A 20,452-nucleotide genomic window follows, 5' to 3' on the forward strand; every position below is an offset into this window, starting at 1 on the left:
CTACGAGCGCAAGGCTGAACACTTCCTCGCCTTCGTCGGCATAGCCGCAGCCCTCATCTGCCATCGCCGACTCGCCAAATGAAACGGCGTCTAAGCCACACCCAGGCCCCTGGGTCTCCCGATCGTACGAAGGACCGGAATCAACCCGCCAACAAGGTAAGGAGCGCGATAGTTGGCGCTTGAGCACGCTAGTTGGCGACTGAGCTCGACAGTTGGCGGAGTGCCGGAGCTCCTCATGGGCAGGTGGGACGGTGGGGTAGCGCGGACCGGGCCCCGGAGCGAAAGGGTCGTTTCGTGTTCGAGGAATTCGCCACCAGGATGGTGCGCACCAGTGAGGCGTCCGTCTTCGTTCGGTACGGGGGCGAGGGCCCGCCTCTCCTGTTATTGCATGGCCACCCGCGCACGTCGGCGACTTGGCACCGGGTCGCGCCCGTCCTGGTGCGGCGCGGTTTCAGCGTCGTCTGCCCCGACCTGCGCGGGTACGGGCGCTCCCGCGGCCCGGCGCCCGCTTCAGATCATGTCCCGCACTCCAAGCGCGCCGTGGCCAAGGACATGGTCGAGGTCATGCAGACGCTCGGGCACCAGCGCTTCGGTCTCATCGGCCACGACCGGGGGGTTGCCGTGGCGCTCCGCCTGGTGCTGGACCACCCCTCCGCGGTGACCCGGGTGGCGTTCCTGGACGGCCTGCCCCTGAGCGAGCACCTGACCCGTGCGGATGCCCGGTTCGCCACCGCGTGGTGGCACTGGTTCTTCTTCGCCCAGCCGGAGATCCCCGAACGCGTCATCAACGCCGATCCCGACGCCTGGTACCGCGGCGACCCCGAAGCCATGGGGCAGGAAAATTACGACGAGTGGAGGACCGCCACCCGCAATCCAGACGTCGTCCGCGCCATGCTGGAGGACTACCGCGCCGGGCTCACCGTGGACCGCCAACACGAGGAGGCGGACCGCGCCCGAGGCGCGCGGATCGACTGCCCCGTCCTGGTCCTGTGGTCGCTACGAGACGACCTGGAGGACCTGTACGGCGACCCGCGCACCATCTGGCGCGACTGGGCCGACGACGTCCGGGGCCACGGCATCGACGCCGGCCACCATGTGGCCGAGGAAGCCCCCGGCCCGCTCTCCGCCACCCTGGGCGACTTCTTCAACGGCTGACGCTGCCTCGCTCCGCCGGCGCGGCCAGGGCCTCGCGGTCACCGGCACGCCGTCGGCCCCCACCCTGCGGGCGTATCACCTCCGTCGGCGGCACCACTCGCCGGAACAACACCCACAGCTCATCCGGGACCAGCCGCTCAACCAAGTCCTTCATGCACGGTCCAACGAACGATCACGCCATAAGAAACGACGTCTTAAGCGGGTCCTGCTCTACTCCTGATCTTGCTCTTTAACCCTCGGCGTCCGGCGAAGGTGAGTCGTTCTGGGCGGCGAGGGTGACTTGGGCGGTCCATGACCAAGGCTCCTGGGGCGGCCTCCAGCTCACCTCGACGTCAGTGTCGTGAAAGTCGCGCGCGAGTTCCGTCACCATCACCGCCGCAGCGGCCCGCGCGTCTTGGGGGTCGGTGTTGACCGGCACGTCCAGGCGCCCACAGAGCATTCCGCCTTCCGTGGTGAGCACGCTGGTGCGCCAGCCCTCCGGCGTCGCCAACAGGACGATTCCTTTCGGAATGCCCCAGACGGGCCGCTTCCTCTCCTTCTTGGGTCTCACCATGCCGCCATCCAACATTGCCGGGTTCATCGTGATGAGTCTGGGTGGAGGAACCACGGCCGCGATGAGGTCGGTGCCTGCCCTGCACGGAAAGCTGAAGCGTTCAAGACGCATCGTCGATGAGCCCGCAGCCCTCCGGGAACTCTTCCAGGAAGTTGCGGCGAGCGGGGTCGGTCTCGGCGGGTGGACGGTGTGCGGCGGCAGATGCGGAATGGTGTCCCATTCTGTCGTGTGAGTACGGGCCCCCGCAAACAGTGTGCGGGCGTTCAGGCGGTTGCAGCGGCAGGGGGTGTGGGCCCGGCTGCTGACATTGGTGCACGCGAGGGCCGATGCTGCCGGGCCGAACATCTGGCAGACCAACGTCGACTCCGCGGTCTGGCCGGGCCCACCAGATGCAGCCGCTGCCCTCCGGGACGGCGCCGGGCCGACGACGACAACCTTGGCGTTCCGCACCGTCAGGACGCCGACGAGCTCTCATACCGCCAGGACTGGTCCAGCCAGCCGCCGCAGGGCCACTGGATGACCTTTTCGCCCGCGGTCCCGCTGCCGCCGGGGACGGAAAGGCACTGGCCGCTGTTCCAGTTCTTCAGCCGTACGCCCTGATTGGTGAACTCCGCTCCCCAGTAATGGTCCTTCCAGTCGCCACAGGGCCACTGGATGACTTGCGTACCGGCCTCCGTACTGCCACCCGGCAGGGCCATGCACTGCCCGCTGTTGCCGTTCATGATCTGGAAGTACTGGAGGCCGCCGGCGGTGAAGGCGGCTTTGAGGTGCCATTTGTGGTCCATCCAGCCCCCGCACGGCCACTGGATGAGCCCCCTGCCCGGGTCCATACTGCCGCCGGGGACGGCAAGGCACTGGCCGCTGTTGACGTTGCGAAGCCAGTCGAACTGCACGTCTGCTCTGTCGGCGGCGGAAGGGCGACCGGGGGAGGCGTTGGCGCTGGTCGCTCCGGTCAGGCCGAGCAGAAGTGCCGTCGCGGCGCTGAGCATTCCGGCCGTGCGAAAGCGCGAACTCATATGCCCTCTTCTCATCGACTGCGTGAGGCCGTGGCCCCGGGCCGTGCTGACGGCTGCGCTGAGGCAGGCTAGTACACCAGGGCTGGGGCAGACAGAGCGTCCGTGGAGGGCCGACGGCGTGTCAGCCACGCGGTGATGGCCGCTCTGCCGGTACGGGTGGGAGCGGGGGCCAGCCGGCGGCCATGCGGTGGCGCATGGCGGCGCTGAGGCCTTCGAGGGGGGTGTGGGTCGCCCGCCCACCGGCCCGGGCCCGCGGGAGGCGGGTCCGGGCCGTGCGTATGTGCGCGTCGGAGCTGGGGGCCGGCTCGCGTTCAGGCGGCGTTCTGGAGGGCGGGCAGGTAGGCGCCCTCAGGCTCCGGCAGGCAAGGGACTGCGACCGGGCGGCCGTTGGCAGATCCCCCCCGGTCGGTGTGCCGGGTCGCGCAACACGCGGGGACCCCTCCCAGCCGACACATCGGAGCCTCGCTGTGGCTCATGGACGGCGCCTTGATCCCGACACGGGACCGGAACCCAACGGCCGTCGGGGACACCGCGGTTCGCTCGCTGCGCTTCCTCAGAGGCACGGCGGGCTACTGGATGCTCCAGCGGTGCGGATGCTCGGGCTCGTTGGGACAGGCGAATACGTTGAGCTCACCCCAGCGGCCCACAGTGACCGCCGTGGGAGTGGCACAGCGATGAGTGGGCTGGTCCTGGTCCCCCTCCTGGTCCTCCAGCGGTTTCCAGCTGCCGCTGCCGCCGTCCCATTCCGAGCTGTCGATGGTCAGCAGCAGGTGCATCGGTGTCGTGCAGGTCAGACAGTCCATGGGACAGGGGTCGGTCGCGTGCCAGGAGGCGAAGCCGCCCACGCGCCAGCCCGGCGGGATGGACAAGTCATACTGGTAGCCGAGCGGCTCGGTCGTGCTTTCGTCCGCCGACTGCTCAGCTTCCTCTTCGAGGGCTTCCTCCCAGGCGTCGATCCGGGCGCACAGTTCCTCCGGCAGGAGGCCGGCGAACGGGTAGGTGAACACCTGCTCCGGGTGCAGCACACAGGGCTCGGGCACGAAGCCGTCGGACCCGACGACCAGCGGCTGCGGCGGCACGGTCAGTACCTCGCCGACCTCCCACGACCGCCGCCAGCGCAGGTGCAGCTCCAGGTCACACCGGCCCGGACCGTGCGCGTTGAAGGGACACCAGAACACCTGAAGTAGATCGCAGTCGGCCGTCCCCGCCGGCAGGTCTGGCACATCCCGCCGGTACAGCTGCGCGAGGCCGATCATCGGCAGCGGGTCGGTCTCGGACGCCGCGGGGATGCGGTGCTCCCGGTGCAGCTCCTCCAGGAGCTCCCGTTCCTCATCCGTCGGGCCGGGGGCCTGCTCGCGGGCCCATGCGCAAGCCAGGACCTGCCGATAGCGGTGGATGTCAGCCGGGCGTCGACCACGCCCACGGCCGTGTGCCTCGCCGCACACCGGCCAAGGCTCGTCCGCCGGCCACAGCAGAGGACCGCCCACGGAACTGGCCGAAACCTCGGGTCTGCCCGGCCGTGGATGGAGCCGAGTCGTCGTTCCCCGAAAGGCGGCCAGGTCCGGGAAGAGCGCCTCGATATCGAGCGGTCGTGCGGGCGTGGTCCTCGTCATGGACGCGACCTTAGACGCCTCATGGCCCCGGCCCCCCACCTTGAGTGGGGGGTGGGTCAGTGGGACGAGACGAAGCCTGCTGACTGGTCGAGGCGGAACGGTGAGCCGGGGCCCTTCGGCGTCCAGCCGGCGGTGAGTGCGGTGCGGATGCCGTCAGCCACCTGGCCGGGCAGGACCGGGTTGCCGTGGGTTCCGCACCAGTTGCTCGGGTGCGGCTGGTTGGTGGTGATCACCAGGGTGGTACCGGGAGTCTCGGCATGCTCGACCGCGTAGGCAAGGGGCGAGCGGACCAGCCCCTGGTCATAGGTCGGCCGTCCGCGCAGTCGCCACCGGTAGGTCGTGCCGTCCACGGTGATGAGCCGCGATCCTTTTTTGACCAGTGCCATGTCCACATCCTCTCCGAGGTGACAGTAGTGAACGGCGGCTGATCGTGTCGTGCCGATTCCCCCTCGGGCGGTGTTGGTTCCTGCGCATCGGGATCACGCCCGACCCGGCAGGCGGTCGAGTCGCGTGACGGGCGCTCAGCGCCTCGTCTCGTATCTGGTCAGGATCACGCCGCAGGGAAGCGTCCGCGTCTCCACCAGGTTCAGGTTCACCCAGCTGTCCAGCGCGGTGAAGAACGGCGTGCCGCCGCCCACCAGGACCGGCGCGGTGGCCAGCACGTACTCGTCGACCAGCCCGGCCCGCATGGCCGCCCCGGCGAGCGTCGCGCCGCCGATGTCCATCGGGCCGCCGTCCTCGGCCTTGAGCCGGGTGATCTCGGCGACCGCGTCGCCGGCGACCAGGCGGGTGTTCCAGTCGACGGTGTCGATCGTCGAGGAGAACACCACCTTCGACATGTCCCGCCAGCGGCGCGCGAACTCGATCTCCGCCGGGGTGGCGTTGGGCTGCTGGTCGCCGGTCGGCCAGTAGGAGCTCATCGTCCGCCACAGCTTGCGCCCGTACAGCGACAGGTCGGTCGCCTGCAGCTGGTCGGACCAAAACTGGAACAGCTCGTCGCTCGGCACGCTCCAGCCGATGTCGTCGCCGGGCGCGGCGATGTAGCCGTCCAGGGTCACGTTCATGCCGTAGATCAGTTTCCGCATGGCCCCAGCCTTCCGTGAGTCGGTCTCACGCGTACAGACCGGCGCGCGGGAAACTCACGGAGCGCCGCCCCGAAGCCTTCGCGCGCGGCGCATGGACGTCAGGTCGTGCAGTGCAGGCCAGTGTCTTTGCGCCACGCAGTCGGTTCTCCGTCGCGTCGAAGTCCGCCATCGGCTCGTGTCGTCCGCAGCTGGTTCGACCTGCTGTGGACGGTGGAAAAAGGCGCCTGACTTCCTGTCGGTGGCGGCCTATTCTGATCATCACCGACGGTCGCAGCCGACGTGCTGTGCGTCCATCAGACGTAAGGCACCCCGTGGACAGTGAGCGCATACAGACCTGCCTGGACCTGCTGCACCAGGCGCGGCAGCTACCCGTGGACGATGCTCGGCGCCGCCTGCTGGAACGGGCTGCCGGCGAGTTCGTCCGCGACGGCCGGCACCGACGCCGTGCCGAGGCACGCGCGCAGCGGGCCGCCGCCGACGCGAAGCTGCTCGCCACCACGGCGATGGGCGCCCGGGACCGCGTGATGGACGCGCCTCTGTCCGCCGGAACCTCCGCCGGAACCTCCGCAGGAGCCTCCGCCGGAGAGGGCCTTACGGTCCGCGCCTGCGTTCAGCTTCCGGCCGGACCGTCCGCGGTGCGACCACCACGGGACGGCTCCGCCCCGGGCGGTGACCGACCGTCACGCCTACTCAACCGCCCCCAGCGCTGCTACGTCTGCAAGGCCCACTACCGGCAGGTCCACGAGTTCTACCACCTGCTGTGCCCCCGGTGCGCCGACGAGAACCTCGCCCACCGCACGGCCCGCACCGACCTCACCGGCCGGCGTGCGCTGCTGACCGGCGGGCGCGTCAAGATCGGCTACCAGGTCGCGCTGATGCTCCTTCGGGACGGCGCCGAGCTCACGGTGACCAGCCGCTTCCCCCAGGACACGGTGCGCCGGTTCGCGGCCGCCCCCGGCGCCGCGGGCTGGTGGCACCGGCTGCGGATCGCCGCCCTGGACCTGCGCGATCCCCGGCAGGTGCTGGCCTTCACCGACCACATGATCTCCCAGGGGCTGCCCCTGGACATTCTGATCAACAACGCGGCGCAGACCCTGCGCCGCTCTCCGCACGCCTACACCGCCCTGTCCGCCGCCGAATCCGAATCCAGCCCGGCCCCCGGGGCGCTCGCCCCACCACGGACCTGGACCGCTCCAGGGTTTTCGGTACCCGGCCCCCGCACCGCACCGCTGCCGTGGACGGCGGAACTCGCCCCGCGGCCACGGGAGTCCCACGCCCTGGCCGGCGCCGCCCACACCGATGACGCCCCGGCGGCCGCACTGCCGCGGGAGGCCGTCGACGAGGCGGGCCTGCTGCCCGAGACCGCCGCGGTCAACTCCTGGACCCTGCGGCTGGGACAGATCGACCCGACCGAGCTGCTGGAAGTCCAACTGGTCAACGCCGTCGCACCGTTCCTGCTCGCCGACCGCCTGCTCCCGCTCCTCGACGCCTCCCCGCACCGCCACCGCTACCTCGTCAACGTCTCCGCGGTCGAAGGCCAGTTCACCGTCCGCAACAAGACCGGCGGCCACCCGCACACCAACATGGCCAAGGCCGCGCTGAACATGCTCACCCGCACCAGCGCCGCCGAGCTGGCCACCCGCGGCATCCACACCTGCAGCGTCGACACCGGCTGGGTCACCGACGAGAAGCCCCTCCCCGCCCGGCAGCGGCACGCCGCCACCGGCTGGCGCCCGCCGCTGGACATCGTCGACGGCGCCGCCCGCGTCTACCACCCCATCGTGCGGGGCCAGGCCGGCGCACCCCTCCACGGGATCCTCCTCAAGGACTACCGGCAGGTCCCGTGGTGACCCCTCCGGCGTCCGCCGCGGCCGCCACCGCCACCGCCAGGGGGAACTCCGTCCAGACCGTCTTGCCGTCCCGGGTGTAGCGGGTGCCCCACCGTTCGGTGAGCTGGGCGACGAGGAAGAGGCCGCGCCCGCCCTCATCGGTGGTGCGCGCCCGCCGAAGGTGCGGAGCGGTGCTGCTGTGGTCGGAGACCTCGCAGATCAGGCTGCGGTCGCGGATGAACCGCAGGGTGAGCGGCGCGCCACCGCCGTAACGGTAGGCGTTGGTGACCAGTTCGCTGACGACCAGTTCGGCGGTGAAGGTCATCTCCTCCAGGCCCCACCCGGTCAAGGTGGTCTCCGTCAGAGCCCGTGCCCGGGCGGCGGCGGTCGGCTCCGCGGGCAGTTCCCAGGAGGCGACCTGCTCCGGCGCCAGCACGCGTGTGCGGGCGAGGAGCAGTGCGACGTCATCGTGTGGATGCTCGGGCAGCAGGGCCTCCTGTACCGCCGTACAGGTCTCCTCCAGCGAGCCGCCGGCCCCGGACAGGGCTTGGCGCAGCCGCTTGAGTCCCTCGTCGAGGTCGTGGCCGCGGGCCCGGACCAGGCCGTCCGTGTAGAGCGCCAGCAGGCTGCCCTCGGCGAGTTCCAGTTCGACGGACTCGAACGGCAGTCCGCCCAGGCCCAGCGGCGGGCCCTCGGGAAGGTCGGGCAGGCTCACCGTGCCGTCGCGGGCCACCACGGCCGGGGGCAGGTGGCCCGCCCGGGCGAGGGTGCAGCGCCGGGAGGTGGGGTCGTAGACCGCGTAGAGGCAGGTCGCGCCGACGATCTGCTGGCCCTGCGAGCGTCCGTCGGCAGGCTCCTGCTCCTCTGCCAGCCGGCTGACCAGGTCGTCCAGGTGGGAGAGGACCTCGTCCGGGGCGTAGTCGAGGCCGGCCAGGGTGTGCACCGCCGTGCGCAGGCGCCCCATGGTGGCCGCGGCGTGCAGACCGTGGCCGACGACATCGCCGACGACGAGGGCGACGCGGGCCCCGGAGAGCGGGATGACGTCGAACCAGTCGCCGCCGACGCCGGTGGCGGGATCGGCCGGCAGATAGCGGTGTGCCACCTCCACGGCACTGTGTTCGGGCAACTCCCTTGGCAGCAGGCTGCGTTGCAGTGTCAGCGCGGCCTGATGCTGCTGCGTGTAGCGGCGGGCGTTGTCGATGCACAGGGCGGCGCGCGCGGCGAATTCCTCCGCGAGCCTGACGTCGTCCTCCTCGAACGGTTCGGGCCGCTCGGCACGCCACAGGCTGAGCAGGCCGAGGAGCACACCGCGGGCCGTCAGGGGGACGACGATCAGGGAGTGGGCGCCCAGGCCGATGGCGCGCCGGGTGCGCTCGGGATCCTGGAAGTACCAGCCGGGACTGCTGTGGAGCACGGGTTCGAGGATGGGCTGCTGTTCGGCGAGGCACCTGGCCTGCGGGGTACGGGGGTCGAACTGGAAGACCTCTCCCGCGGAGTACATCACCCGCAGCGCCTCGGCCACGACCGAATGAACGGCCATCCTGCGGACCAGCCCGCTCCCCTCCACGCCGTCCCCGGCGCTCTCCCCCAGGGCGTCCCCGCCACTCTCCCCGATGGTCTCCTCGCCGCGGGCCACCGGCTCCAGCAGGTCCACCGATACGGCGTCGGCGAGATCGGGTACCGCGACGTCGGCCAGCTCCCGGGTGGTCTGGTCGAGGTCCAGCGTGGTCCCGATGCGGGCGCTGGCCCGGTTGAGCAGGGCGAGCCGTCGCCGGGCCCGGTAGCGGTCGGTGACGTCCTCCACCAGTTGGGTGACTCCGAGGACGGCGCCGGAGGGGTCCTCCATCCGGAACGCCGACACCGACACCACCCGCTCGTTGCTGGGGTCACTCCTCAGCCGACAGGGCTGCTCGGTGAAGATCAGGGGTTCGCCCGTCTCCAGCACCCGTCGCAGCCGGGTCTCGATGGTCTCCAGGTCCGGGCCGATGAGGAAGTCACCCGTACGCCGGCCCCGGACCTCCGCCGCGGGGAGCTGCGCGAACCGGGCCAGGGCCCGGTTGACCCGCAGGATGCTCAGGTCGGGGGCGTGGACGGACAGGCCGATCGGGGAGCGGCGGAACAGACCGTCGAGCACCGAGCGGTCCGTCTCCCACTGCAGCACCTCCTGCGCCGGGGCGACGACGAGGAACCACTCGCGGGCCGAGTCGGCGCGGATGACGGCGCGGGCGCGGAAGCCGAGCTCCACCCGCCGCCCACTGCGGTGCAGGACGGACAGCACGGGCAGTACGGGCAGGTCACCGGACCAGTCCCGGCCGCGCTCGCAGGCGGCCATCGCGTCCCTGACCGCCTCACGGTCACGGGCATCGAACAGGAGATCGATCGCCGCCCTGCCCAGCACCTCCTCGGGCGGGTAGCCGAGGTGCTCCTGCGCGCGCTCGCTCCAGCCCACGATCGTGCCCTGGTCGTCGAGTACCGCCGAGGCCGAGTTGTGCAGCGCGAACGGGTCCTCGGGCCCCTCGCCCAGACCCGGCGCCGGTGCGTCCATCGATACCGCCCTTCGACCAGCCGAACGGAGCGCTCAGCGGGTATTCCCCTCGCGACTACCCAGGGTGATCCCAGCCCCGGGGTTGAGCGGTCGGCCTACGTTCAGTATCGCCGCGCCGCGGCACGTCGGCAGAGGGCCGCGCCCCGCGTGCGGGCCGAAGGGGAGGCGGCCGTCACACGTCCGCGCCAGGGGGCGGTGCGGCGGCGCCCAGGGCGCGCCGGGCCTCCAGCCACATCCTCTCGAACTCACCGGCCGAGATCGCGCCGGAGCGCGGCGCCTCCTCCCACCCCGTGAGCCTGCCCTCGGCGACGAGGCCGTACCGCTGCTCGTACCGGCTCAAGGTGGCGACGTCGGCGCGTTCCTGGAGCCGGAGGACCTCCTCCAGGGAGGCGGCGGTCACCGGGCATCCGTCAGCGCCTCGCACGTCCACTTGCCGCAGCACCCACCCCGCCTCATCACCCTCGAAGTACTGCCACAGGCCTCGGGCTTCGTCATACGTGCGGATCCACATCACCATGGCACCACGTTCCCGCAGGAGGCAGGACTCCTCCGTAGGGCACGCGTACGACTGCTCACCGCTCACCCCGTCGCCGGGCATCGGGCACCGGGCCTGTCCCACATCAGGGCAGTCGATTCCACGCCCCAAACTGGTGATCGATTTCCGGCCGCCGGGTGGGTATGATCGCCCGCAGCAAGGCCGTAGCGCAGAGGTCGTCGCGCCCACGCATCGAGCTGGAGGACGTCGGTTCGAATCCGACCGGTCTTGCGTCTACTTCTGCAGTTCACGTCTTCGAGTCGTGATGGACGCCGGGCACCGGCGAAGGAACCGGTGGAGTGGTGATGACACAGCCGACACCCGTACGGTGCCCCGCGATCGAGCACCCCGATCTGCCGCCGGCCGACCCGGCCGGCCTCGGCCCGCTGCTCGCCCGGCTCGCCGCGCAACGGCCCGTCGAGACCGACGAGACCTTCCCGCTCGGCACCCTGCGCAGCGACGGCCGCGTCGACCTCTGCAAGCAGGGACTCGGCCCGGCCGGCGCTGCCCGGCTGGTGCCGGCCGCGGCCGCCTCCGCGCACGCCGCCCACCTGCTCCTGGGTACCAACGCCATCGGCGACGCCGGCGTCCGCACCCTGGCCGGGGCCCTCGCCGGCGGCCACGGGCTGCACACCCTCTACCTCGGCTGCAACCGGATCGGCCCCGACGGGGTGAGCTCCCTCGCCGGCGCCCTCGCCGACGACACCACCGTCCGCGCCCTCTGGCTCAAGCGCAATCCCCTCTTCGGGGACGGCGCCCGGACCCTGGCCGCGCTGCTGCGCCGCAACACCGCCCTGCGCACGCTCGACCTGGTCAACACCGGGATCGGCGCCGCCGGCGTACGCCTCCTGCTCGACGCCCTGCTGGACCGCGACCAGCCCCTGGAACGCCTGTTCCTCGGCGGCAACGGCCTCGGCTCCGACGCCGCTCCGCTGCTCGCCGCCCTGATCCGGGAGGCCGGGGTGCGCGAACTGTACGTCCCGGCCAACCACCTCGGCGACGAGGGCGCGGCGGCCCTTGCCACCGCCGCGGCCGACTCCGCCCGGCCGGTCCGCCTCGGGCTCGGCGGCAACGGCATAGGCGCCGCCGGAGCACGCTCCCTGGCCGCCTCCCTCGGTGGCATCGAAGCCCTCGACCTCGGCCGGACCATGTCCGAGCGCAGCCTCGGCGCGCCGGGCAACGACCCCGGTGACGAAGGGGCGTACGCCCTGGCCGCCGCGCTCCCCGGCAGCCCCCTGCGCCGCCTGGAGCTGCGCCACACCGGCCTCACCGGACGGGGCGCGAAGAGCCTGCTCGCCGCGGTACCCGCCGACAGCCCCTTGGAGTACGTCGGTCTGGGGCCCGGCCTGCCCCGCCGCGTCAAGCGCTCCTTCACCGAACGGCTCCGCCCCGCCCGGGCCGCCCACCCGGACCTGCGAGCGATCGGCAGTGTCTACCGGTGAGCGCCACGAACGCCGAACTGCCCGGCGGCTTCCGGCCCGAGGACGGCCCGGCGTGGCAGCGGATCCGCCGCTACGCGGTGCCCGGCTGGATGATCGAGCAGGCCACCGCGCACCGGCTGGCCGGTGACTGGCGGGCGGCCTGCGCAGCCGCCGCCGTGGACGTCGGCTTCGAGCCGGCGGAGCTCGAAGCCCGCTACGGTCCCGAGGTCGCCGAGGCCGTGGCGCAGGACCTGCGCCACCTCGCCCCGGACCTGCTGCGCTGGCACCTGCCCCGGCTCCTGGGCGGCCGCACGACCATCGCCCCCGCACTGCGGATCCTGCTCGCCTCCTACGGCGGCCCCGGCGGCCCGACCCTGTCGGTGACCACCCCCCTCATGACCGAAGGCCCGCAGCGGCTGCGCCTGCACTGCGCGCCGGTCGCCGCCAAGAAGTGGAACGTGTACACGGGGCACGGCTTCGTCTCGGAGGACTGGACCGCGGTCCGGCCGTTCTGGGACGCCCGGTGCGCAGCCGAGCTGGGCGCGCGCTTCGCGGACCCCGGCGGCCTCGCCGAGCGGATCGCCCGGCTGTGGGCCCGCGACGACGTGGTCGGGGCCTACGCGGCCGCGGGTGTCGAGTGCGACCTGACCGTCCCCGCCCCGCAGCAGTACCAGCGCCCGGCGGACCCGAAGGGCCTCCTCGCGCGGATGCCCCTCGACCTCACCCGGCTCGCACCGGAGGTGGCGCGGCTCGTGGCAGCCGGAGCGGGCGACCGGTACCGGATCGCGGCCACCTGGCGCTCCTACCTCCTGCTGGAGCACGCCGGCCTTGACGGGCTCCGGGCCCGCGTCGTCGAACAGGCCGAGGCGCTCGCCGTCCCGCCCCTGCCCCGGTACGCCTGGCAACGCCTCCCCGACCTCGAACTGGTACGGACCGGCCGGATCACACCGCGCGAGCTGCACCCACTGGTGGCCGCCGCACTGTTCCCGGACGCCGGGCCGGCCGTGGGCCCGCCCGGCCCCGACACGGGCAGACCGGTCCGCGTGCGCTGCCGCGGCGGATGGCACGAGGTCCGCTCGCGGGGCGGCGTACTGGACGTTCCGCACACCCCCGAGGAGCAGCAACGCGAGCGCGCCATGCGGGCGTTCGGCGGCGCGGTCTCGGGGTGTTTCGCCGTGCAGCAGGCGTGGACCACGGGTGAGGGGCGGCTGCCGCGCGCCCTCCAGGCCCAGCGGCACGAGCTCTTCCTGCGCGTCCAGCACGGCGACACCCCGGGTGTGGTGGCGCTGCTGGACGCGGGGGTGGACCCCCGGATCCGGGACGCCCGCGGACGCGGGCTGCTGCACGCGCTCCACCTGCTCGACCACGAGGTGCTGCTGCCCCGGTTGCTGGCGGCCGGACTCGACCTGGAGGCGCGGGACAAGGCCGAGCGGACCCCGCTGCTGTCCGCCGTGCACTGGGGTGGTTCGGCGGACCTGGTCAGGGCCCTGCTGGTGGCCGGCTCCCGGATCGACGTCATCGACGAAATGGAACTGTCGCTGTCCCAGGAGATCCGCCGCTACAAGCGCACCGACCTCGCCTTCCTGCGCGACCGCGTCGACGAGGAGTTCCCCGACATCGGCGCCGACTGGTTCGACGAGCACATGGAGTACCGCGAGGACGAAGACGACGAGGACGACGAGGACGAGGACGAGGACGGGGAGGACGCATGAGGGCGACCCAGCCGCAGCCCGCCCGGGCCCTGGCCGCCGCCGACGCCTTGGGTGTCCGGCTGAGCACCACCCGCACCGAGCCCGCTACGAATCCCCAACTAGAGGCGCTGGCACTGGCGGTGACGGCCAATCAGCCGGTCCTCCTGTGGGGCGAGCCCGGCATCGGCAAGTCCGCCGGCATGGAGCAGCTCGCCACCGCGCTCGGCGTACGGCTGGAGACCGTCATCGCCAGCGTCCACGAGCCCTCCGACTTCGCCGGGCTGCCCATCGTCGGTGAGGACCCGGCCTCCACGGGTGTGCCGATGGCCCCGCCGGACTGGGCGGTACGCCTCGCCCGCACCGGCCAGGGGCTGCTGTTCTTCGACGAGCTGTCCTCCGCCCCGCCCGCCGTGCAGGCGGCCCTGCTGCGCGTGGTCCTGGAACGCCGGGTCGGCAGCCTCGAACTCCCGCCGGCGGTACGGATCGTCGCCGCGGCCAACCCTCCCGCCAGCGCCGCCGACGGCTGGCACCTCAGCCCGCCGCTCGCCAACCGCTTCGTCCACCTCGACTGGACGCACGACCCGCGCACCGTGGCCCGCGGCATGGCCGGCACCTGGCCCGAGGTGGCGATCCCGGTCGTCGATCCCGCCAAGGCCTCCGGGTCGGTCGCCCGGGCCCGCGGCGCCGTCTCCGGCTTCCTCACCGCCCGGCCGGGCCTGGTCCACCACATGCCGTCCGAAGCGGCCGGACGGGGCCGCGGCTGGCCCTCCCCGCGCACCTGGGAGATGGCCCTGCGGCTGCTGGCGACCGGGTACGCGGCCTCGACGGGCCGGGAGGCGCTGGCCGCCGCGCTCACCGGCGCCGTGGGTGAAGCCGCCGGGATCGAACTGCTCTCGTACCTCGAACACCTCGACCTGCCCGACCCGGACCGGGTGCTGGCCGACCCGGACGCCTTCGCCCTGCCCGAGCGCGGGGACCGTCAGCTGGCCTTCCTCATCGCCGTGGTCGCCGCCGTGCAGAGCGAGCTCACCCGTCCCCGCTGGGAGGCGGGCTGGGCGGTCCTGGCGAAGGCCGTGGACGCGGGCGTGCCCGACGTCGCCGCCCGGGCCGCCGCCGACCTCGCCGCGATGCGCGACCTCGACTGGCCGGTACCGGCGGGCATCGACGCCTTCGTGGAACTGCTCCGGCTGTCCGGCTCCCTGCCGGGCGGCGACTGAGCCCGGGTCCGCCGTGCGCCCGCCCCTGCCTCCGTCCCCGTCCCCGTCCCGGTCCCTGGACCGCGCGAAGCTGCTGGCGGCCCGTTACAAGGCTGCCGAGGCGCGTCCGTACCTCGCCTCCGCGCTGTACGCCCTGACCGTGGTCCCCTCGGACGGGGTGCGCACCATGGGCGTCGACCGGCACTGGCGCTGCTACGTTTCGCCGGACTTCGTCGAGGCGACCCCGGTCGTCGAGCTGGCGGGGGTGTGGATCCACGAGGTCGCGCACCTGCTGCGCGACCACCACGGCCGCGCCGAGCGCCTGCCCGCCGCCGACCAGCGCGATCCGGTCCGGGTCAACATCGCCCAGGACTGCGAGATCAACGACGACCTGCTCGCCGACGGGCTGGCGCTGCCCGAGGGGCGGATGGAGCCCAGGCTCTACGGGCTGCCCACCGGCGGCCTGTTCGAGACCTACCTGCCGGCGATCCCCGCGACGCCCCACGGGCCGGACTGCGGTTCCGGCGCGCACGGCGCCCCCGCGCCCTGGGAGCTCGGCGAGGGCGGTGGCCCCGCCCGGGTCGGTCCGGTGGAGGCGGAGGCGCTGCGCCGGCAGACCGCCCAGGCCGTACGGGCCCACCAGCGCGCCCGGGGCCGGATCCCCGAAGGCTGGGCCCGCTGGGCCGAGGAGCTGCTGGAGCCGTCCGTGGACTGGCGCCGAGCCCTGTCCGGAGCGGTCCGCGAGGCCGCCGCCTGGGCGGCCGGCGCGGTGGACTACACCTACCGCCGCCCCTCGCGCCGTACGCCCGCGCTCGGCGGCCGGGTGGTGCTGCCGAGTCTGCGCAGGCCGCTGCCGCGGGTGGCCGTCGTCGTCGACACCTCCGGCTCGATGGGCCCGGAGGACCTCGCGGCCGCTCTGGCCGAAGTCACCGGCGTCCTGCGGGAGGTGGGCGTCGGCGGCAACCGGGTCGCCGTCCTCGCCTGCGACGCCGACGTGCATGCCGTGACCAGGGTCCGCAGTGCCGGCGAGGTGGCCCTGGCCGGCGGCGGAGGCACGGACATGCGGGTCGGCATCAGCGCGGCGCTGGCCCTGCCCGACCGGCCGGACATCGTGGTCGTGCTGACCGACGGGTACACGCCGTGGCCGGACGAGACACCGTCCTGCAGGCTGATCGCCGCGCTGGTCGGGGACGACCCGCCCGCGCCCCCGGCGTGGGTGGAGACCGTACGCGTCGGCCTCGCCACGTGAGCCCACGCCGGGGACGTACCGTCCGATGCGGCTCCGGTGCGGTCGCCGGCATGGCCTAGCCGGGCGGGCGCTCCTTCGGGCAGGGCCCCTCACAGTCGTGGAGGGCACCGAGCCCGGCACTGCCTTGGTGTAGACGGATCCGGCCGCGCCGAGGGGCCGTTGGCCCTCACCCTGGCCAGCGCTGGTCACGCAGGGCCGAACCGACAGTCACTCGGCCGCGGCGAATCTGCGCGGCGGAGCCGGTCGAGCGAAGGAGCGACGAGGACTGCCCGGGCCGCAGGTAGTCGAGGCCTTCCGAATGAGCGCCCATCGCCGCCCCGTTGGCGAAAGGCCGGGGCTGTGGGACGTGCTGCCAGTGGAGGATGCGGAGGGCGCCGGCTGAGGCGGGGGCGAGCGCCGGTTGCCGCAACGTGGGTTGAGCGCAAGGAAGGAGACGAGCTCGACGGCCGCGCTCAAGCGGTTGGAGTCGATCCGGCCTGCGGCGCCCTCAATGGCCACCGGTCCGAACAAAAGTGCCGCAGGGGCGGCGTCGTACGGCTCCTCGGCGCCGTCGGCGGCGGGAGCCGGGCAGGGAACGGGAGCGGAACCGGAAGCGGGCTGCCGGCCGCAGGACCTGGCTCAGCCGATGAGGACGGCAAGCGTCAATGCTGCGATTCCCTTGGCCGGGAGCCCAGCTCTGTCGCCTTCGCCCGCAGCGGCAACGTGTGTACGAACCTGTGGGGCCCCAATTGAGACACGGAAACGCCACGCCGGGTAGGCCCGGCGTGGCGTTTCCAAGCGCACCGAACTTAGCGCACGCAATGTGTGAAAGTTAAATCAGCGAACGTCGCCGCGGAACATCCACTGCCCACGAATGCCCTCGTCCGAAACGTGGCAGCTCGCGATGCAGATGAAGATCCTGCCGCCATTGACGCACTCGTTATAGCTGCGTACCTCATTGTTGGGGTAGCGGACGTCGATCTGCGCGGCATTGAGGGACGGGCCCCTACGGACCGGCGCGATCCTCGTCACCGTGTACTTGTGATTGTCCGGCCGGCACTGGATGGTGCCCAGCGCCCCGACGCCACTGGTGGCGATGGTGGTGGACGTGGGGATGGCGGCCTGGGCGGTGGCGCCGAACCCCCACAGGGTCAGAGCCGTTCCGGCGGTCAGTACTGCCGCACGCATTACGAACTTCACAATCTCTCCGCTTCCCGTACCATTTCTCCACCGGTGTGTCCGTCAGCCCTAAGGCGGGCCTGGTCAGGGCACCGCAGGTGACCCCTTTCGGGGGTGGAGGGGTGTTTTAAGCATCGGCCTCGCGGCGAGCCGTCGGCAACGACGATTCCCGCATCGTGATCAGATCTTGACCAAGGTAACTTTGCCTCCGTTAAGCTGAGTTGAGCTGCCGATGCCGGGCTGCTGCCGCTGGTCGCGCTGTGCCGGGGCCGACCCTATCGACGACGCCGACCGGCTGCGGCACGGCGCGATGGGCCGGGCCTTCGCCGGCCTACGCGCTCCGTCCGCGCTGGGTACGTTCCTGCGGTCCTTCACCCACGGCAACAACCGGCAACTGCACCGGGCACACCGCGATTTCCTGGCCCGTCTCGCGGCGCCGGGGAGCGTCTTCCGGGGCGGGGTCCTCCAGCTGACGCGCTGGGTGGACAACCGGAACCCACCCGGTCAGGGGGTTCTCCTCCTGCGCTGCACGCCGTGCCTGGTGTTGGTGACCTGCCATGCCATTGGGGCAACCGGTCAGGGAAGTCAGTTGCCCGCCAGAAGCGCGGTGGGTATCGCTCTTCGGTGTGTCCGCCCCACCAGCTCGGCATCTTTCGCTCCGCCCGGATCATCAGCTCCTCTGCCGCGCTGATGTGCGTCGTCTTCATCGGTTTCGCCACGGGCCAGTTGATGGTGATGAAGCAGTTGGCGACGGCACTGGCCATCGCCGTCGCGGTCGATGCCACCCTGGTGCGCTGCCTGCTGGTGCCCGCCACGATGACCCTGCTGCGCACCGCCAACTGGTGGGCTCCGCGCGCCCTGCGCCGCACGGGCGGCAAGCCGGCACCGCCCGCACGGTGACAGGGCCGCCGCACCCCCCTCAGGTGCGACGGCCCCGGCGTGTTCACCTACGGCTTACCTACTGCGCGGACACCTTCAGCAGCTTGTTCGGCGTTCCGCTGCTCGGGTTGGTGATCTTCCCCTGGGTCGCCCCTGTGGTCAGGGCCTGTGCGACCTGCGCGGGCGTGGCGTCCTTGTGTCCGGCCAGGTAGAGGGCGGCCGCTCCCACGACGTGCGGGGTCGCCATCGAGGTGCCGGAGATGGTCTTCGTGCCGGTGTCGCTGTCGTTCCAGGCGGAGGTGATCTCCGAGCCCGGCGCGTAGATGTCGACGATCGGACCGAAGTTGGAGAACGACGACTGGGAGTCGTCGGCTGCGCTGGAAGCCACCGTGACGGCCTCGGGGACCCGCGAGGGGGACCCCTGCCCGGCATCGGAGGACTCGTTGCCCGCCGCGACGGCGAAGGTGACACCGGCGGCTATCGACCGGCGCACCGCCTCGTCGAGCGCCTCGTCGGCGCCGCCGCCAAGGCTCATGTTGGCCACCGAGGGCCCGCTGTGGTTCTTGGTCACCCAGTCGATGCCCGCCACGACCTGCTCGGTGCTGCCGGACCCGTTGTCGTCGAGCACGCGGACGGCGACGATCTTGGCCTTCTTGGCCACCCCGTGGGAGGTGCCCGCGATGGTCCCGGCGACGTGCGTGCCGTGGCCGTTGCCGTCGTCGGCGCTCTCGTCGTTGTCCACCGCGTCGAAGCCGTGCGCGGCGCGGCCGGCGAAGTCCTTGTGGCTGATCCGTACGCCGGTGTCGATGACGTAGGCCGTCACGCCCTCGCCACCCGCGTCGGGGTACGTGTACTTCTTGTCCCCCGGGGTCGCCGTCTGGTCGATGCGGTCGAGGCCCCACGACGGGGGGTTGTCCTGGGTGCTGTTGATGGAGAACTTCTTGTTCTGGACGACCTTGCCGACGGCCGGATCCGCGGCGAGGCGCTTGGCGTCGGTCTCCGAAAGCCCGGATGCGGAGAAGCCGTTGACCGCGGAGGTGTAGGTGCGCTTCAGCTCGCCGCCGTACTTCTTGGCGAGTGCCTGTTTGTCCGCCTCCTTGTCGAGTATGACGATGTAGCTGCCGCTGAGCGCGCCGGGTGCGCCGAGCCCGTACACCGTTCCCTCGGCCGGAGTGCTCGCGCCGGCCAGGGGGGACAGAAGCATGCAGACACCGGTTGCAGTGGCGACTCCCGTGGCCACTGCAAGGACCCGGAAGCCGCGTGAACGCGTACGGGCGTGCTGGTGAGTTGACATGAAGAGGGTGCTCCTCGTGTTGACGTGTGGGGCGTCAAGCGTGTTGCTCGACCCCCCGGGAGCCGAAGGATCTCCGGGGGGACAGCTCGAAACCCTGACCGATTAAGGGAGTTGATTCAAGGCCGCCCCCCACGTCAGCGTTATTCAACAAGGTTTCTTAAAGAGATCTCCTCGTCGGCCCCTCGGGATGACCACACTCTTCGAATCACCCACACATGTACGTCACTTCCCGGTGCATTCGCGAACACACGGCTGTAACACTGTGCTCAGCGGGTGGTGGGCTCAGCGGGCGGTCCCCCGGCGGCGGGCGTACACCACCACACCCAGGGCCACCGCCACGGCTGCCGCCCCGGTGGCGGAGAGCGGCTGCCAGGACGCATCGGCCGCGGCGGTGCCGGAGGTGGCGGCGACCAGCTCCGGGCTGTCCTCGACGAGGCCGCCGTACCCGCCGGCCAGGCCCTTGCGGTCGTACGCCGAGCCGGGCATCTTGTCGCCGTAGCGGGCGGCGACCAGCTTCTGGTACGAGGCGAGGGGGAGGCTTCGCTTTCCGCCGAGGCCGGTGGTCGCCTCGTCGTTGAGCGGCTCGACCACGCCTTCGGCGGTGAGCCGGTACCAGGCGTGGATCTGGGGCTCGGTGAAGGTACGGGCCTGCGGAGTGCCGCGCTCGGCGAAACCGACCTCGGCGTCCCCGTCGCGCACGCCGGCCAGCTGCCATCCCTCGGCACCAACGCTCTGCCCGCCGGGTCCCGTCGCGGCGGCGTTCCCCTTGGGTGCGAGCAGTACGGCGGCGTGCTTGCCGTCGGAGGCGGTCACCCGGGAAGTCAGGTAGGAGAGCCGGAGCGCCGTCTGCGGGTTCGCCGGGCTCTTGCCGGTCACGAACTCGGGGTTGATCTCGAACAGCGGCACCGGGTCCTTGAGGTCGAAACCGGGCGGAGCGGCGACCGCGGCGGGGGCGTTCGCCGGGGCACCGACAGAGCCACCGTCCGCGGCGGCGGTGCCGGTGCCGGGCTGTCGGGTCGAGACCAGGAACCGGGAGACCGTGTCACGGACGTGGTCACTGCGGATGGCCTGCTGGGCGGACGGGTAGCCCGCGATGCCGTCACCCTCCGCAGCCAGTGCGGGAACGATTCCGCTCAGGGCGGCGGCGAGCACGGTCGCGGTGAGGGCGGCGGCCCGCACGGCCGCACCCTTGGTGCGCCGGAGGCCCGTCTGAGTGATCTGCGTGGTCTGCAT

At 72.1% G+C, this 20,452-nt stretch carries 17 protein-coding genes and 1 pseudogene; 8 read left to right on the forward strand and 10 right to left on the reverse strand.

Annotation, left to right across the window (positions count from 1 at the left end; all coding sequences use genetic code 11):
• Positions 1-294 precede the first annotated feature (294 nt).
• Positions 295-1,155, forward strand: coding sequence for an alpha/beta fold hydrolase (locus AC07DU_RS30930; protein WP_479115052.1), 861 nt, complete (start codon positions 295-297; stop codon positions 1,153-1,155).
• A 229-nt stretch (positions 1,156-1,384) separates the two neighbouring features.
• Here AC07DU_RS30930 and AC07DU_RS30935 read toward each other — a convergent pair whose 3' ends face one another.
• The 5 genes from AC07DU_RS30935 to AC07DU_RS30955 form a co-directional block, all read right to left on the reverse strand.
• The gene (locus AC07DU_RS30935) at positions 1,385-1,735 is read right to left on the reverse strand and encodes a hypothetical protein (RefSeq protein WP_479029915.1); all 351 of its coding nucleotides are present in this window, start codon (positions 1,733-1,735) and stop codon (positions 1,385-1,387) included.
• Between the two features lie 425 nt (positions 1,736-2,160).
• Positions 2,161-2,724 (reverse strand): RICIN domain-containing protein, encoded by a 564-nt coding sequence (locus tag AC07DU_RS30940; RefSeq protein ID WP_479115054.1) that lies wholly within the window; start codon positions 2,722-2,724, stop codon positions 2,161-2,163.
• A gap of 569 nt (positions 2,725-3,293) precedes the next feature.
• Positions 3,294-4,337 carry a hypothetical protein gene (locus AC07DU_RS30945; RefSeq protein WP_479115056.1) on the reverse strand — a complete coding sequence of 348 codons (1,044 nt, stop codon included), beginning with the start codon at positions 4,335-4,337 and terminating at the stop codon, positions 3,294-3,296.
• A 56-nt stretch (positions 4,338-4,393) separates the two neighbouring features.
• Positions 4,394-4,723, reverse strand: coding sequence for a hypothetical protein (locus AC07DU_RS30950; protein WP_479115058.1), 330 nt, complete (start codon positions 4,721-4,723; stop codon positions 4,394-4,396).
• Positions 4,724-4,858: 135 nt separating this feature from the next.
• The gene (locus AC07DU_RS30955; protein WP_453374454.1) at positions 4,859-5,422 is read right to left on the reverse strand and encodes a dihydrofolate reductase family protein; all 564 of its coding nucleotides are present in this window, start codon (positions 5,420-5,422) and stop codon (positions 4,859-4,861) included.
• 311 nt (positions 5,423-5,733) lie between these two features.
• Here AC07DU_RS30955 and AC07DU_RS30960 point away from each other — a divergent pair, with 311 nt between their 5' ends.
• Positions 5,734-7,272, forward strand: coding sequence for an SDR family NAD(P)-dependent oxidoreductase (locus AC07DU_RS30960; protein WP_479115060.1), 1,539 nt, complete (start codon positions 5,734-5,736; stop codon positions 7,270-7,272).
• Here AC07DU_RS30960 and AC07DU_RS30965 read toward each other — a convergent pair.
• Positions 7,244-9,796, reverse strand: a complete 2,553-nt coding sequence (locus AC07DU_RS30965) for a SpoIIE family protein phosphatase (RefSeq protein ID WP_479115062.1) — start codon at positions 9,794-9,796, stop codon at positions 7,244-7,246. The two genes, AC07DU_RS30960 and AC07DU_RS30965, sit on opposite strands and share 29 nt — an antisense overlap.
• Before the next feature lie 172 nt (positions 9,797-9,968).
• On the reverse strand, positions 9,969-10,196 hold the full coding sequence (locus AC07DU_RS30970; RefSeq protein WP_479115064.1) for a hypothetical protein: 228 nt from the start codon (positions 10,194-10,196) through the stop codon (positions 9,969-9,971).
• Positions 10,197-10,489: 293 nt separating this feature from the next.
• On the opposite strand from AC07DU_RS30970, the pseudogene AC07DU_RS30975 reads away from it, so the two are divergent.
• The 5 genes and pseudogenes from AC07DU_RS30975 to AC07DU_RS30995 all read left to right on the forward strand — a co-directional run bounded on the left by AC07DU_RS30975 (position 10,490) and on the right by AC07DU_RS30995 (position 15,888).
• Positions 10,490-10,562 (forward strand): annotated as a pseudogene (locus AC07DU_RS30975).
• Positions 10,563-10,636: 74 nt separating this feature from the next.
• Positions 10,637-11,773 carry a leucine-rich repeat domain-containing protein gene (locus AC07DU_RS30980; RefSeq protein ID WP_479115066.1) on the forward strand — a complete coding sequence of 379 codons (1,137 nt, stop codon included), beginning with the start codon at positions 10,637-10,639 and terminating at the stop codon, positions 11,771-11,773.
• The gene (locus AC07DU_RS30985) at positions 11,770-13,464 is read left to right on the forward strand and encodes an ankyrin repeat domain-containing protein (protein ID WP_479115068.1); all 1,695 of its coding nucleotides are present in this window, start codon (positions 11,770-11,772) and stop codon (positions 13,462-13,464) included. The genes AC07DU_RS30980 and AC07DU_RS30985 overlap by 4 nt, the downstream gene beginning before the upstream one ends.
• Entirely contained in the window at positions 13,461-14,660 is a 1,200-nt protein-coding gene (locus AC07DU_RS30990; RefSeq protein ID WP_479115070.1) for an AAA family ATPase, read from the forward strand. The genes AC07DU_RS30985 and AC07DU_RS30990 overlap by 4 nt, the downstream gene beginning before the upstream one ends.
• A 13-nt stretch (positions 14,661-14,673) precedes the next feature.
• Entirely contained in the window at positions 14,674-15,888 is a 1,215-nt protein-coding gene (locus tag AC07DU_RS30995) for a vWA domain-containing protein (protein WP_479029942.1), read from the forward strand.
• An 816-nt stretch (positions 15,889-16,704) separates the two neighbouring features.
• Here AC07DU_RS30995 and AC07DU_RS31000 read toward each other — a convergent pair.
• Complete coding sequence (locus tag AC07DU_RS31000; RefSeq protein ID WP_479115072.1) at positions 16,705-17,067, reverse strand: hypothetical protein; 363 nt, start codon at positions 17,065-17,067, stop codon at positions 16,705-16,707.
• 603 nt (positions 17,068-17,670) lie between these two features.
• Between AC07DU_RS31000 and AC07DU_RS31005 the strand changes: the two genes are divergently transcribed.
• On the forward strand, positions 17,671-17,946 hold the full coding sequence (locus AC07DU_RS31005; RefSeq protein WP_479029948.1) for an MMPL family transporter: 276 nt from the start codon (positions 17,671-17,673) through the stop codon (positions 17,944-17,946).
• 58 nt (positions 17,947-18,004) lie between these two features.
• On the opposite strand, the gene AC07DU_RS31010 is transcribed toward AC07DU_RS31005, so the two are convergent.
• Together AC07DU_RS31010 and AC07DU_RS31015 are read right to left on the reverse strand one after the other, a co-directional pair.
• Positions 18,005-19,219, reverse strand: coding sequence for a S8 family peptidase (locus AC07DU_RS31010; protein WP_360892049.1), 1,215 nt, complete (start codon positions 19,217-19,219; stop codon positions 18,005-18,007).
• A 282-nt stretch (positions 19,220-19,501) separates the two neighbouring features.
• Positions 19,502-20,452 (reverse strand): hypothetical protein, encoded by a 951-nt coding sequence (locus tag AC07DU_RS31015; protein ID WP_479115074.1) that lies wholly within the window; start codon positions 20,450-20,452, stop codon positions 19,502-19,504.

The sequence above is a fragment of the Streptomyces sp. NPDC045695 genome, assembly GCF_056432025.1.